The 14,047-nt window shown below is 65.7% G+C and carries 9 protein-coding genes and 5 pseudogenes; 8 read left to right on the top strand and 6 right to left on the bottom strand.

Annotated features, from left to right (window positions below):
- The first annotated feature begins 410 nt into the window (after positions 1-410).
- The 5 genes and pseudogenes from PV796_RS41405 to PV796_RS41385 all read left to right on the top strand — a co-directional run bounded on the left by PV796_RS41405 (position 411) and on the right by PV796_RS41385 (position 7,634).
- On the top strand, positions 411-1,223 hold the full coding sequence (locus PV796_RS41405) for a S1 family peptidase (RefSeq protein WP_274919601.1): 813 nt from the start codon (positions 411-413) through the stop codon (positions 1,221-1,223).
- 928 nt (positions 1,224-2,151) lie between these two features.
- A complete protein-coding gene (locus PV796_RS41400; protein WP_446750724.1) occupies positions 2,152-4,443 on the top strand; it encodes a transglycosylase domain-containing protein in 2,292 nt (763 codons plus the stop codon).
- A 477-nt stretch (positions 4,444-4,920) separates the two neighbouring features.
- On the top strand, positions 4,921-6,210 hold the full coding sequence (locus PV796_RS41395; RefSeq protein ID WP_274919599.1) for a D-alanyl-D-alanine carboxypeptidase family protein: 1,290 nt from the start codon (positions 4,921-4,923) through the stop codon (positions 6,208-6,210).
- Positions 6,211-6,331: 121 nt separating this feature from the next.
- Positions 6,332-6,948 (top strand): annotated as a pseudogene (locus PV796_RS41390) (IS6 family transposase); the annotation flags it as partial.
- Between the two features lie 410 nt (positions 6,949-7,358).
- Complete coding sequence (locus PV796_RS41385; RefSeq protein WP_274919598.1) at positions 7,359-7,634, top strand: hypothetical protein; 276 nt, start codon at positions 7,359-7,361, stop codon at positions 7,632-7,634.
- A 64-nt stretch (positions 7,635-7,698) separates the two neighbouring features.
- Here the strand turns inward: PV796_RS41385 and PV796_RS41380 are convergent, their stop codons facing one another.
- The 4 genes and pseudogenes from PV796_RS41380 to PV796_RS41375 all read right to left on the bottom strand — a co-directional run.
- Complete coding sequence (locus PV796_RS41380) at positions 7,699-8,562, bottom strand: hypothetical protein (RefSeq protein WP_274919597.1); 864 nt, start codon at positions 8,560-8,562, stop codon at positions 7,699-7,701.
- The gene (locus PV796_RS42575) at positions 8,453-8,779 is read right to left on the bottom strand and encodes an integrase core domain-containing protein (RefSeq protein WP_446750723.1); all 327 of its coding nucleotides are present in this window, start codon (positions 8,777-8,779) and stop codon (positions 8,453-8,455) included. The genes PV796_RS41380 and PV796_RS42575 overlap by 110 nt, the downstream gene beginning before the upstream one ends.
- A gap of 13 nt (positions 8,780-8,792) precedes the next feature.
- The gene (locus PV796_RS42130; RefSeq protein ID WP_342456993.1) at positions 8,793-8,981 is read right to left on the bottom strand and encodes an HNH endonuclease; all 189 of its coding nucleotides are present in this window, start codon (positions 8,979-8,981) and stop codon (positions 8,793-8,795) included.
- A 75-nt stretch (positions 8,982-9,056) separates the two neighbouring features.
- Positions 9,057-9,890, bottom strand: a pseudogene (locus tag PV796_RS41375) (transposase); the annotation flags it as partial.
- Between the two features lie 185 nt (positions 9,891-10,075).
- Between PV796_RS41375 and istA the strand changes: the two are divergent.
- Positions 10,076-11,674 (top strand): IS21 family transposase, encoded by a 1,599-nt coding sequence (istA, locus tag PV796_RS41370; RefSeq protein WP_274919595.1) that lies wholly within the window; start codon positions 10,076-10,078, stop codon positions 11,672-11,674.
- Positions 11,671-12,425 (top strand): annotated as a pseudogene (istB, locus tag PV796_RS41365) (IS21-like element helper ATPase IstB). Before istA ends, istB begins: the two are co-directional and overlap by 4 nt.
- Before the next feature lie 108 nt (positions 12,426-12,533).
- On the opposite strand, the pseudogene PV796_RS41360 reads toward istB, so the two are convergent.
- Together PV796_RS41360 and PV796_RS41355 are read right to left on the bottom strand one after the other, a co-directional pair.
- Positions 12,534-12,809 (bottom strand): annotated as a pseudogene (locus tag PV796_RS41360) (transposase); the annotation flags it as partial.
- Positions 12,810-12,878: 69 nt separating this feature from the next.
- A pseudogene (locus PV796_RS41355) lies at positions 12,879-13,472 on the bottom strand (IS30 family transposase); the annotation flags it as partial.
- Positions 13,473-13,507: 35 nt separating this feature from the next.
- Between PV796_RS41355 and PV796_RS41350 the strand changes: the two are divergent.
- Positions 13,508-14,032 (top strand): hypothetical protein, encoded by a 525-nt coding sequence (locus tag PV796_RS41350; protein ID WP_274919593.1) that lies wholly within the window; start codon positions 13,508-13,510, stop codon positions 14,030-14,032.
- The last annotated feature ends 15 nt before the right edge of the window (positions 14,033-14,047 follow it).

The raw sequence follows: 14,047 nt of genomic DNA, 5'->3' as shown, positions 1-14,047 counted from the left end.
CCTCGCGCAACCGCGCCACCTCTTCGCGAACCTTCTTCTCCCGGGCCTCCAGCAGACCGAGCACCGACGGCACAGCCACCTCCACGAGCGAGACGAACGAATCGTCTTAACTCTCCCTCCATGAGCCAGAGTTCACACCCGACCAGCCCGAACCAGCCGATCACGTTCGGAAAGCGGATGACGTCTCACAGATTGTAGGGCACGGCCTGCCTGTCGCCGTGGCTCACAAGCCCGCACACCCTTGGTACAGCTGTAACCCGGGCCTGCCCGGGCTACCGGCTACGGAGCAGTTCGAGCCGCTCCACTCGGCCAGCACGTCCAAGACCCGAACTCTCCCAAGCCTGTTACAGAAACGCAACGTCCTTCTTGGTCAGGCTCCGGGAATACAGATCACCACAGAGGAGGAGCACGTGAACATACGCCGCCTTAAGACCCGTGTATCCGGGGCACTCATGCGCAGGAGGCGCAGCGCCGTCGCCCGGCACCTGACCGCAGCTGCGTGTACCGGATTTGCACTGGTGTCGGCAGCGGAGCCGGCACATGCGATCAACAGGGGGGAAGAGACGCAGCAGGCCGAAGAGTGGATGGTATCGCTGCAAGGGGCACAAGGGCAGGGCCACCACTGCGGCGGTGTACTCATCTCCGAGCAGTGGGTGCTGACAGCAGCACACTGCGTCATCGACCCGGAGACGAACAAGGGCAAGCCGGAGCGGCTCAGGATCGGCAGCCTCCATGCCTCCCGTGGAGGGACGACGGCCAACGTGGCCGCCGAGGACGTCCACCTCCATCCCACCGCGGAGTTCGACCCGTCGATTCCCGCATTCAGGGGGGTCGATCTCGCGCTCCTCAAGCTGGACCGGCCGGTGTCCAACACGTCCGTCAATCTTGCCGGCAGCACGCCCGCGATCGATGCCCCAGTGCGGCTTCTCGGCTGGGGGTACACAGAAGAAGGTGAACGGCCCAAGCGCCTGAGGGAGGTCACGCTGCCCCTGGCGAAGGCGGACGACCGTTTCCTCGACTTCATCGACTCACAGGGCCGGGGTGCCAATGGCGGGGACTCCGGAGGCCCCGCGGTCATCAGTAGCAGGGAAGGCTGGAAGTTGGCCGGGATCACCAACAGCGCCGGGGGACCACAGGACGCCTGGCACAGCCGTTACACAGATACCAGCCAGTTCCTCGACTGGATCAACACAACCACAAGACACACTCCGCCACGAACTTGAGCGCTGGAGGGGCTCCTGCTCACTGCCGAAACAGAGAGTGCAGGCTGCGCAGTCAGTGGCAGCAGCACGCTCCTGCAGCAGCTGGTGCTGAACCTGCTCGACAACGCGCTCACCCACAACGTACCGGGTGGTTCGGTGCGGCTGGCCAATCACCGCGGCGCCGCGGTGATCACGAACGTCGTGAATACGGAACGCCGGTCGACGAGGAACTCGTCGACCGGCTCTTCGAACCCTTCTACCGGGTACGGACCCGGCTGGCCGGTGAGCGTTCAGGCCATGGACTCGGGCTGGCCATCGTGCGCTCGATCTCGCAGCCCACCACGGAACGGTTACCGCCGTCGCTAACCCGGGCGGCGGACTCACCGTACGGGTCGGACTCCCGCCGTACGAGGAGGAGTCCGACCGGTGAGGCCGCGAGTGGGACGGGTGTCAGTGGATCGGGACGACCAGGACCGCGGACGCCTGCGCGCAGGCGGAGTTGGGGTAGTGCGGGTTGAAGACAGTGATCTTGCCCTTCCACAGGCATATGATCTCGACGCCCACCGGGTCGGTGTCCGGTGCGTTGCAGGAAGGGGCGGATCCGGGGCCCAGCATCAGTGGTTGCCGTGTGCCTTCGGCAACTGGCCGCAGGCCGTACGGGCGTACCGCCGTCCGGGCTACGCTGCAGGCCGCGCCCCATTCGAATTGAATTCCGAGATCGGATGATCGCGGGTGACGACGATCAAAGCATTTGGCCCGGCGGGTATCGAGGGATGCCGCCATAGGGTCTACGCAGCGCGATTTCAGACGGCCAGAAGAAATCACATTAATCCACTATAGACCACCTGGAGTCGACTTTCGACTCGCCTTCTTGTTTTCTTTGTCGTGTTAGTTTTCGAGGTCGTCATGGTGTGTCCGATGAGCCGAATCGAAGGTGGGTGACCGAGGCATGGGGCGAGCGGAAGAACACTGCCGAGGGCGTGGAGCGCATCGGAGAAGAGGGAAGGCGAGAAGGAAAGGGATACGCCGGTTCTTCACCTGGAAGAAGCTTCTCGGCACGTTCTTCGGTCTCTGCCTTCTTACGATGGGCGCCTGCTATGCCGTCTACGTGACGGTGCCGATCCCCGAGGCGAACGCCATGGCTCAACGCCAGAACAATGTGTACAAGTTCTCCGACGGAAAGGTTCTGGCCCGTCTCGGACAGGTCAACCGGGACATCGTCGGTCTGGAGAAGATATCCAAGCCTGTCCAGGAGGTCTTCGTCGCCGCCGAGAACATGTCCTTCTACGACGACGACGGCGTGGACCTCAAGGGAACCGTCCGCGGCCTGTGGAACACGGTCTCCGGCAAGGGCAAGCAGGGCGGGTCGACCATCACCCAGCAGTACGTCAAGAACTACTACCTGAACCAGGACCAGACGGTCACCCGCAAGCTCAAGGAACTGGTGATCTCCCTCAAGGTCGATCAGCGGTACAGCAAGAGCGAGATCCTCGCCGGATACATCAACACCAGCTACTACGGGCGTGGGGCCTACGGTATCCAAGCCGCGGCGCAGGCGTACTACGACGTCGATTCCTCCAGGCTCACCGTCGAACAGGGCGCATATCTCGCGTCGTTGCTCCAGGCCCCCAGCCAGTACGACTGGGCAGTCGCCTCGGACACTGGGAAGAAGCTGGTCACCGAACGTTGGAACTATGCGCTCGACAATGCGGTGAAGATGGGATCCCTGGACCCCGGCCGGCGCGCGGCGATGAAGTTCCCGACCCCCGGCGCTCCCAGGCCCAGGCCCGGCACGGAGGGGCAGACTGGCTATCTGGTGCAGGCCGCCGATGCCGAAATACGCAGACAGGGCGTGAGCGAACAGGAGCTGCACAAGGGCAGTTGGACGATTACCCTTAACATCGATCGGAAGACCCAGAAGCTTCTCGAGAACGCCGTGAAGGCGGAGCTGACCAGCAAGCTCGACCCCAGGAAGAGAGCCGACCAGGACATACAGGTCGGCGCCGTCTCGGTGGACCCCCATACCGGTGCGGTCGTCGCGCTCTACGGCGGCCAGGACTTCACCGAGCACCAGTTGAGCAATGCGACCACCACCACCTATCAGCCCGGATCCACCTTTAAACCGGTCGTCTTCGCCTCCGCGCTGGAGAACGAGGCGAAAACACACGACGGCAGATCGGTCAATGCCCGGACCGTCTACAACGGCAACAGCGAGGTCCCGGTGAAGGGTGAGGAGGGCCGCGGATACGCCCCACCCAACCTCGACGACATCGACCACGGGCCCGTCTCCGTCCAGGAGGCCATGAACCAGTCGGTCAACAGCGTCTTCGCGCAGATGGGCGTGGACGTGGGGCTCGACCGGGTCCGGGACGACGCCGACGAACTCGGCATCACCGGCATCAGACAGCAGAAGGCGCACCCGGCCATGTCTCTCGGCTCCTACGGCGCCAGTCCTCTGCAGATGGCAGGTGTCTACGCCACCTTGGCCAACCACGGCAAGAAGGTCACTCCGACCGTCGTCAAGAAGGCCGAGCACCCGACACGGACCTACGAGCCGAAGCAGGGGACCGGTGACCACGTGATCAGCCGGGAGACGGCGGACAGCGTAACCTCGGTGCTTAAGGGCGTGGTCGACGACGGCTCGGCCCGGAAGTCGGTGGCCGAGGCCAAGAACCGGCAGGGCCGGCAGGTGGCGGGCAAGACCGGTACCTCTGACGACAACAAGTCGGCCTGGTACGTCGGTTACACTCCGAACCTGGCCACCGCGGTCGGCCTGTGGGGCGAGGCCGCCGAACCACGCCAGGTCACGGAGGACGGCAAGGAGCGCGTCGTCCCCAAGGGGGGCCAGGTCTCGATCGCCGGCGCGGCCGGCAACCCCCGCCAGGTTGCCGGCGGCGGCACCCCGGCCAGGATCTGGTCGGCATACACCTTCGAGGCGGTCAAGGGCGACCACACCACGTTCGATCTGGAGACCGGCAGCAACTCCGACGAGGCACCGGCCCCGACACACACACCCGACACCATGCCCACGACGGCACCCACGACGGCACCCACGACGGCGCCGCCGACGTACAGCCCGCTGCCCACGACGCCGCCGGCAGACGTACCATCCCCGCGGCCCACCATGCCGGCAGACACCCCCGAACAACCCCCGACGCACCGCCCGACACCCAGACCGACCGGACCCACCCACAACCCATCGGTGAAACCCACACCGACAGAGCCGGACGAAGCCGGCTAACTAAGACGCCCGGAAGTATCGCGCCCGAGTAGGACGGCAACGCTTTGAGCAAAGGAGAAGCCAGTGGCAGACAAGTCCGCTGACGCACAGTCACACAACAGGACGCCACAGCGACGCGCCCAAGACAATCAAGCCCACAAGTCTGACGGAGAGTCGAGGAACCTCCTTCCTGCCGACATAGCTGGGCTCTCCGCCGACGCCGATGTCGACGCGGCAGAATCGACCGCTCAAGGCGCCGAGGACAGCAATCAGGAATCGCGGGAATCTGCCGACACCCCGAACTCCACCAACCCGCCCGGTCCTGAGCCAGCTCTCCCACCCACAGGCGAGGCCGCCGCCTTGCAAACCTCGGACAAGGAGACCGCGGAACACCCCGCTCCATGCTCTGACCCCTCAGCATCAACGCGACCTTGCATTCCGCAGGACTCTCGAGGCATCGAACCGGCAGATGCCTCCACCCAGCCTCCCCTCGAACTGTTGGCGCAGCTCACCAACAGACCGCCTCCGCCCATGACTCCCAGCCGCGCAGTCGCGCAGCGACTGAAGATCTGGTCACCCTTCCTCGCGCTGCTGGGCATCATGCTCGTGACCATCCAAACGTTCCGCCCGTTGCCCCATCCGGTGCTGCGCATCGACGAGGCCTCTGCTTCGTTCACTGTACCGGGGCAGCTGACACTGCCCTGGCCGGAGCAGGGCCAAGCCGCAGTCCAGCTGGAGGGCACAGGCATGATCGGCACGTACGGTGAACAGAAGCCGGTACCGACCGCCAGCATCGCCAAAGTGATGACGGCCTACGTCCTGCTCCGGGAGCACCCGTTGGGGAAGGACGAGGCGGGGCCGACGGTCGAGGTCGACGCCAGGGCGGTGGAAGACGGCAAAGCCAAGGACGAGTCGCGCATTGAAGGGCTGACTGTCGGCCAGAAGTTCAGCCAGCAAGACATGTTGAAGATGCTGATGATTCCCTCAGGCAATAATATCGCCCGGCTACTGGCGCGTTGGGCCACCGGCAGCGATTCCGAGGCGGCCTTCATACAAAAGATGAACGATGCCGCCAAGGAACTGGGGATGAAGGACACCGCCTATACCGACCCCAGCGGCTTGGATGACAAAACCGTGAGCACCGCAGTGGATCAGCTCAAGCTGGCGGAGGCGGTGATGAAATTCGACGTCTTCCGCGCGGTCGTCGCCATTCCGAAGGCCACCATCGGCGGCCTGGGCCAGCCGCTGATCAACAACATGGACGACCTGCTGCTGTCGGAGCTGAGCGTCAAAGGCATCAAAACCGGGTCCAACACTGCGGCAGGCGGAACCCTGTTGTGGGCTGCCTACAGAACCGTGGGCGACAAGACCCCAATGATCCTCGGGACGATGCTGAACCAGCACGTGGACGGCCCCGACCCCAACGGCGCCAACAGCCTCATCCTGGTCAAGGAGAACAGCAAGAAGATCGTGCAGGCGGTCCGCGACGCACTCACCTCCACTACTATCGTCCGCAAGGGACAGACCGTCGGGTACCTGGACGACGGTCTCGGCAGACACATCTCTGTCGTGGCCGCTGACGACCTCAAGGCGATTGGCGTGCCAGGCATGCAACTCAATCCGCAGATCACCAGCGACGGTAAGAAACCGCCGCACTCAGCCAGGACCGGTACCGAAGTTGGTGTGCTGAGCGTCGGCAACGGCCAGGGAGCAACGAAAGTCCCCGTCGCCTTGAAGGAAGATCTCACACCCCCATCCTTCACATCGAAGCTCACACGCCTGCAATAACCCATCCGGCCGGTGAACTTTCAGCGAATCTCAGGACGGTATCCCCGGTGTCGGCGCTATCGGGTTGTTGTGGGTGGCGTGAGGTGATCTTGATGTTGGGTCGTTGTGGGAGGGGTCGGTCGTGGGGTCCGAGGGGGCGTCGTCGTACAAGGGGTACTGCTTCCCGGCCGAGGTGATCGCTCACGGGGTGTGGCTGTATCACCGTTTTCCGCTCTCGTACCGGGAGGTCGAGGAGCTCCTCTTCGAGCGTGGCGTCGTCGTCTCGTACGAGTCGATCCGCGCCTGGTGCACCACGTTCGGCCCGGCCTACGCCAGACAACTGCGTCGCCGCCGGCCTCGCCCGGGCGACAAGTGGCACCTGGACGAGGTGTTCATCAAGGTCAACGGCCGGATGCGCTACCTCTGGCGCGCGGTGGACCAGGACGGCAACGTCCTCGACATTCTCGTCACGGACAAGCGGGACACCACGGCGGCGAAGCGGTTCTTCCGCAAGCTCCTCAAGGAGTACGCGTACCTGCCCCGCGTGATCGTCACCGACAAACTCCGCTCCTACGACGCCACCCACCGCCAGGTCATGCCCTCGGTCGAGCACCGCACCTCGAAGTACCTAAACAACCGGGCCGAGAACAGCCAACAGCCCACCAGACAACGCGAACGCGCCATGAAGAACTTCCCCCCGTCGGAGCGGCCCAGACATCCCTTGCCTGCTTCTCCCAGATCTCCTCACACTTCCGACCCCCATGAGCCAATCACGCTCGGCCATCCCGAGATGTTGATCAGAGCCGCTCCAGAAGTCCGTTGACAACCCACCAACCGAATCCCCAGACCAGCACACCCGAACAGCAATAGCCGACAACGTCGTAAAGCGTTCCCTTTGAGGCGGGGTAGGTGCCTGGAGAGGTACCCGCTGGAACCTTCCTGTCCGGGCGGGCCTGTGACGACACTGTGGTGTGGTCCGGTCGTGTGCTGCGGCCGGACCACACCACGAGCACGGGCGGCTTCAACTCCTCCGAAGCTGCGGGGACGATCCGCTCAGGCTGCCGGTTACAGAAGTCTCGCAGTCACTGTCACCCACAACTCTCCCAACGCAGCCGACCGGACAGACATCTCCCTCGGTTGTCCAGCACCGCTAAGGAGGCGAGGAAACAATGGCAGCCAGCCTCGAATCAAACGGCCTGTCCATCAGGGTTACCGTCGATAAGGTCCCTCCCGATGACTCCGACGCCGGAATCTCCGTCAATTTCGACGACGAAAGAGGCCCGGAGGGTGACCATGTAGTCCACGCCGAGGTAACCGAATTCGACGGGATCTACAAGGCCTACGCCCAGTACACCTACCCCGCCTCCGGCACGTACTCCATCGTCGCCACGGGCCTGGAAACCGGCACCCAAGCCACCGCCTGTGGGGGTTCAGGACTTCCTTGACACGGTGGCATCAAGAGATCCCTGACGGTTCCAGATGTTGGTTGACGGTTCCAGGAGATCCTTGTCAGGAACGGCGGGTCGTGGCTCGCAGGTGGCTGATGCGGTTGTTGTTCTTCCGCGCGTGCGTACCGATCTCGATGTCGTTGTGGAGCACGCGGAAGACGGTGTCCTCGGCAATGATGACCACGGTTTTGCCGGCGTGGGCCCTGCCGACCCGCAGTCGCTGGCCTCCGACCTGGGTGATGCCGTCGACCGGGATCTTCCGCATGACCTTGACGGGCCCCTGGGGTGGCGGCGGGAGCGGTTCGGCAGTCGACCGGGCGCCGTTGAGACGCGCGGCCTGACGGGGCGTGATGGGTGCGGGCGTGGTCTTGACCAGGTGCTTGTCGGCGATGACGTGCAGCAGATGCCGGTCCAGGCGGAGGGTGACGCGTTGCCCGGACAGCTGCACCGCGAGCAGATGCCGCTGTCCGGCGAGGGCGACCATGCCGTCGCGGTCGACGGTGCGGTCGACTTCGACTGCCGTGGCTGCCGGGAGCGGCCCGCGCGGTGCCGCAGAGGCGGCCGACTCTGGGCCTGCCGTCCGGCCGCGCAGTCGCAGGTGGGCCAGGTCCTCGGAGCTGAGGCGGGAGTGGCGGGTGCGGATGAGCTCGCCGGCGAGGGTCACGTGGATGCTGCGCAGGTCGGCCCAGATCGTGACCGGGTGCCCGCCCAGCGCGGCAGGGAACTTCAGCTGGTTGTTCCCGGGCAGCACGATCCGTCCGGCCGGGGAGATGACCATGTCGACCTCGACGGCCTCACCGTCGTCCGGTCCGGCCTCACGCTGCGGGATGAGGACCCGCTCGGGATGCGGCCCGGACGGCTCCGGGGGAGTCGGTGGCGCCGAGGGCGCGGGCACGGGGCGGAACCTGGAGATCGGCGTCGCCATGTGCCAGAGCCTGGTGTGGCCGACGGTAGTTGTAGGCGTGTACCCACTCCTCGATACTGGCCTGGGCCACCGTCAGCGTCTCGAACGGGCCGCAGGAGTCGAGCAGTTCGCGGCGTAGACTGCCGGTAGGGTCGGTCGGACAGCGAGGTGCCTGCTGAGCAGGTCCTTTTCCGTCCGGCCTCCCACCGAACCGGCCATGCCCGTTTCCGGGCAGCACGGCTCTCCAGTGACTACTGCGCGGGAGTCACGTGCGGCGTCCTCTGGTGGATGCGGCCATGGCACTCGTCGCAGACCACAAGGGCCTTGCGGCGGCGCTCGACCATCAGCTTCACCCAATCGGAGGATGTGTCACCGTCCCGTTGGAGGCTCCTGAGCGACTTGGCGTGGTGAACCTCCACCTTGCCGGGTCGCTGGCAGATCTCACATCTATTCGCGGTGAGCCTGCGGATCAGCTCTTTATGCGGGTAGGTCGGGCCGGAAGCTCCTATAGATCGTCAAGCGGTCTGCGGGAGCGATGTGGTCGTGGTGTGTAGGTGTGGCAGGTTCCTGTAGATCTCGCGGGCGACGAACCGTTTCAGGCATCGGATGATGTCTTTCTTGGTGAGTCCTTCGGCGGTGCGTCGGGCGACGTATTCGCGGGTCCGCGGGTCGTACTTCATGCGGACGAGGACGATGGTGTGCAGGGCGTTGTTGGCCTGGTGGTCGCCTCCCCGGTTGAGGCGGTGGCGGTTGGTGCGGCCCGACGACGCGGGAACGGGGGCGGCCGCGCACAGGTGGGCGAAGGCCGCTTCGGACTTGAGCCGGCCCGGGTTGTCGCCCGCGGTGGACAGGAGCTGTCCCGCGGTTTCGGGCCCGACGCCGGGCAGGGCGATGAGCCGGGGTGCGGCCTTGGTGACCAGCGGTCCGATCTCCTTTTCGGCGTCCTTGATCTCTTCGCTGAGCTGCTGGTAGCGGCGGGCCAGACGCCGCAAAGCGGTTCTGGCCGCGCAGGTCGGGTCGGCCAGGTCACCGGTGGGGCGTGAGCGCGCGAGGGTGTCGATCAGGGCGCTGGTGGACAGATCGCGCAGCTTCTCGCGGACCGCGGACGGTGCGGTGACGATCAGGGTGCGGATCTGGTTGATGGTCTGGGTGCGGGCCTTGACTGCGCTCTTGCGGACCACGCGCAGGGAGCGGATGGCTTCCACGATGCCGTTGCGGGTCTTTGGTGTTCCAGTGGCGCGGCCGGAGAGCACAGCGGTCGCGGCCGCATAGGCGTCGACGGGGTCGGACTTGCCGTTGTCGCGGCGGGCCTTGCGGTCGGTGCGGTCGACTTCGATGACGGTGAGATCGTGTGAGCGGTCACGTTTTTCCCCATCTGGAGTGGTTTGAGCGTCACGTAATTCCTCATCCCGATTTCTCCTAATTGGCCATGGGTACGAAGGCGTTCGGGATCGAGGGACCTGGTCATCGCGGCGACGGTGGTGGGCCTCTGGGCCTGCTGGTCGGACAGCCGATGGCAAGGAGAACGCTGGTCGTGGTCGACATCACCGAGATCTACGTCCACTGGTACGCGGGCCGCTCGAAGAGCGATCTGGCCAGGTCGCTGGGGGTGGACCGCAAGACAGTCAGGAAGTACCTGGCGCCGGCGGAGGCGTCGGGGATCGCGCCGGGCGGGCCGCCGATGAGCGAGGCGGACTGGGGGAAGCTGATCAAGGGGTGGTTCCCGGAGCTGGCCGACCGGCGCCTGCGGCAGCTGACCTGGCCGGAGATCGACCTGCACCGTGACTTCATCGAGTCGCTGCTGGGGAAAGTGACCGTCTCGACGATCCACCAGCGGCTGCGAGACGAGCGCAAGCTGGAGATCTCCCAGTCCTCCCTCCGCCGGTGGATCCGCGACACGCTGCCCGACGAGGTGAAGAAGTCGCAGGTCACGGTCCTGCGGGACGAAGTCGAACCGGGCTCGGAGGCCCAGATCGACTACGGCTTCCTGGGGCAGTGGATCAATCCGAGGACGGGCAAGCGGCACCGGATCTGGGCGTTCGTGATGGTGCTGCCCGCCTCAAGGCACATGTTCATGCGGCCCGTGGTGCATCTCGATCAGCACGCCTGGACCGAGGCCCACGTCGCGGCGTTCGAGTACTTCGGCGGCGTCCCGCGCCGGCTGGTGCCCGACAACCTGAAGACCGGGGTCGACAAGCCCGACCTCTACGACCCGAAGATCAACAAGGCGTATGCCGAACTCGCCACCCACTACGGGGCGTTGGTAGATCCAGCTCGCGCTTTGAAGCCAAAAGATAAGCCCAGGGTCGAGCGGCCTATGCCCTATATCAGAGACTCGTTCTGGCGGGGCCGGGAGTTCGCCTCGCTCGAACAGATGCAGAAGGAGGCAGTGGTCTGGAGCCGCGACGTCGCTGGGCGCCGTGACTGCCGGCCGCTGGACAGGGCGGCACCGGCGGCCGTCTTCGCGGCGGTGGAGGCCGAGACGCTGCTGCCGCTGCCGCCCATCGCGTTCGTCCTGGCCCGCTGGTCGACGGCGACGGTCGGTCCCGACATCCACATCAAGGTTGGCCGCACCCTCTACTCGGTGCCCTGGAAACTGATCGGCCGCAAGGTCGACGTCCGCTCCACCGCGACGATGGTCCAGGTCTTCCTCAACGGTGAACTGGTCAAGACTCACGCGGCACTTGAGCAGGGGAAACGCACCGACCGGGGTGACTACCCACCGGAGAAGATCGCCTTCCAGATGCGGACGCCGGTCTGGTGCCGCACCCAGGCATCGGAGGTCGGCGACGCCTGCCGCACCGTCATCGACCTGCTGCTGGAGATCAACGCGCTCTACCGGCTACGCGCCGCCCAGGGGATTCTCGGCCTGCGCAAGAAGTACGGCGAGACGCGGCTGGAAGCGGCCTGCGCGAAGGCGATCGCGGTCGGTGATCCCTCCTATCGCACCATCAAGGGAATCCTGGTCGCCGGCACCGAGACCGACCCCGAGCCCGAGACCAGCGGCGATGCCGGAGCGGCCGCCTTCCTCCACGGACCCCAGCAGCTGTTCGCGACCGTCGCATCCACCGGGATCGCGGGTGGCGATCTCGGTGACCAGGTCCATCACGACGCCGAGGAGACGCTTCGATGAGCGTGATGGACACCGCCCTGCGGGAATCGCTGAAGGCCCTGCGACTCTCGGGGATGCTGGAAACCCTCGACGCCCGCCTGGCCCAGGCCCACAGCGGAGAGCTCGGCCACCTGGACTTTCTCCAGATCCTCTGCCAGGACGAGATTACCCGCCGCGAGACCGTCGCCTTCCAACGGCGCCTGCACCGGGCGAGGTTCGAGCAGCAGGTCACCTTGGAAGAGTTCGACTTCGCTGCTTCTTCCAAGCTTCCCGCCGCCCAGATCCGAGACCTCGGAGCCCTGCGCTGGCTCCACGCTGGGGAGTCGGTCATTTTGTTCGGTCCGGTCGGGGTCGGCAAGACGCATATCGCCCAGGCCCTGGGCCATCTCGCCGTCCGCCAGGGCGCCAACGTCCGTTTCGCCAAGACCAGTCGCGTCCTCGCGGACCTGGCTGGCGGCCATGCGGACCGCACCTGGGCGAAACGGATCCGCGAGTTGGTACGGCCCGACGTCCTCATCCTCGACGACTTCGCCATGCGCCAGCTCACCGCGGCCCAGGCCGACGACCTCTACGAGCTGGTCAGCGAACGCCAGGGCCGGTCCCTGATCATCACGAGCAACCGGGCGCCCAGCGACTGGTATCCGCTCTTCCCAAACCAAACCCCGTCGTCGCCGAGTCGCTCCTGGACCGGCTCATCAACACCAGCCACCAAGTCATCATGAACGGCCCCAGCTTCCGGCCGAACAAGCGCCCCAAGAAGTCCTCAGACTGACCCCGATCACGCGAGGGGCTGGGGAATTACGTGACCCCAGCCCTGGGGAATAACGAGACCGTTCACAGAGCCCCGTCACCTGGGCCGGGTCGGGTCGAGTTGCGCCGCGAAAAAAGCCGAGGCCGTCCGCAGAACTTCGCTCGCGCGCTTGAGCTGGGCGTTCTCCTTGCGAAGCGCGGCGAGTTCGACGCGTTCGTCGCTGGTCAGCCGGTCGTCCCGCTCGCCGGCATCGGCCTCGGCCTGCCGGATCCAGCCGCGCAGGGCCTCGGGATGCACGCCGAGCTCGATGGCCAGTCGCTTGATCTGGGGCTTCGGGTCGGAGGTCCGGTACATCCGCACCGCACGCTCGCGCAACTCCAGCGAGTACTTCCTGGGGGCAGCCATGGTCGATGTTCCTCTCATGAGAACCATCTGACCCTCTGTCACCATCCTCCGCATCTCGGGGGAACCTCAGGGGAAGTACTGGCGGAGGAGGCCGTTGGTGTTTTCGTTGGTGCCGCGTTGCCAGGGGCTGTGTGGATCGGCGAAGTAGATCTCGATGCCGGTTTGATGCGAAGGTGGGCGTGTTGGGCCATCTCTGCGCCCTGATCCCAGGTCAGCGACTTGCGGAGCTGTTCGGGCAGGTTCCGTGATCGTCGCGGAGATCGCGTCACGCACAGCCTTGGCTCCGTGACCAGCCAGGGCCGGGCCGTTCTTGGCGCGGGGGCCGCTGTGGCCGGGCATCGGCGGCAGGTGCAGCAGCATGGTGAAGCGGGTGGTGCGCTCGACCAGGGTGCCGATCGCGGAGCTGTTCAAGCCGATGATGAGGTCGCCTTCCCCGTGCCCGGGCACCGCCCGGTCCTCGGCCTCGGCGGGCCGCTGGGAGATCCTAACCTCGTCGGTGACGAACTTCTTGCCCCGCCCTCGGGTCCGTGCCCGCGGGACGCGCAGAGCTCGGTCGGTGCGCAGACAGGCCGTCAACTCGCGTTTCAGCCCGCCGCGTCCCTGGATGTAGAGGGCCTGGTGGATCGCCTCGTGGGAGATGCGCATCGCCCCATCATCGGGGAAGTTGACGGGCGGCCGGGGCCGAACGCCCTGGCAGAATGCATGACCAGACCGCAGTCCGCACCGAAGGCATCGCCGAGCAGTTCCGCCACCACCCTACGGTGAAAGCCGAAGTCGACGACGGCTACCGCGGACTCGCCAACGAGTTCCCCGACCAGGACTCGGCCCCGCCGAAGAAGCCGAATGGCCTCGACGGTGACAACGCCCCACTGACCGAGTACTACGGATGGCGCCAACACAAACGCCGCCAGTCCTCCCGGCGGATCTGCGTCGAGCACGCCAACGCCGAACACCGCCAGTGGCGCCCGCTTCAGCGGTACGCCGGACGCCGCGAAACCTACGGAGAAACCCACCGCGCCCGTCGCCGCCCTGGTCTCCGACCGCGCCGCCAGGCGCATCCCCCGGCGCAGGACCAGCACCGAACTCGTCCTCGTCCGCCCGGCGACCCGCTGAACCAACCATCAGCCGAACCTCCAGGCCAACACATCCCAACATCAATCGCAGGTCAACCCGTTACAGATGCCGTGACAGGCTTCGCCTTGCCTCGTACATGCAGGCAATAGGACTATTTGGGTGAA

The sequence above is a fragment of the Streptomyces sp. WZ-12 genome, assembly GCF_028898845.1.
GTDB lineage: Bacteria > Actinomycetota > Actinomycetes > Streptomycetales > Streptomycetaceae > Streptomyces.
The sequence above is the reverse complement of the archived record's forward strand: the minus strand, read 5'-3'. Positions and strand labels throughout refer to the sequence as shown.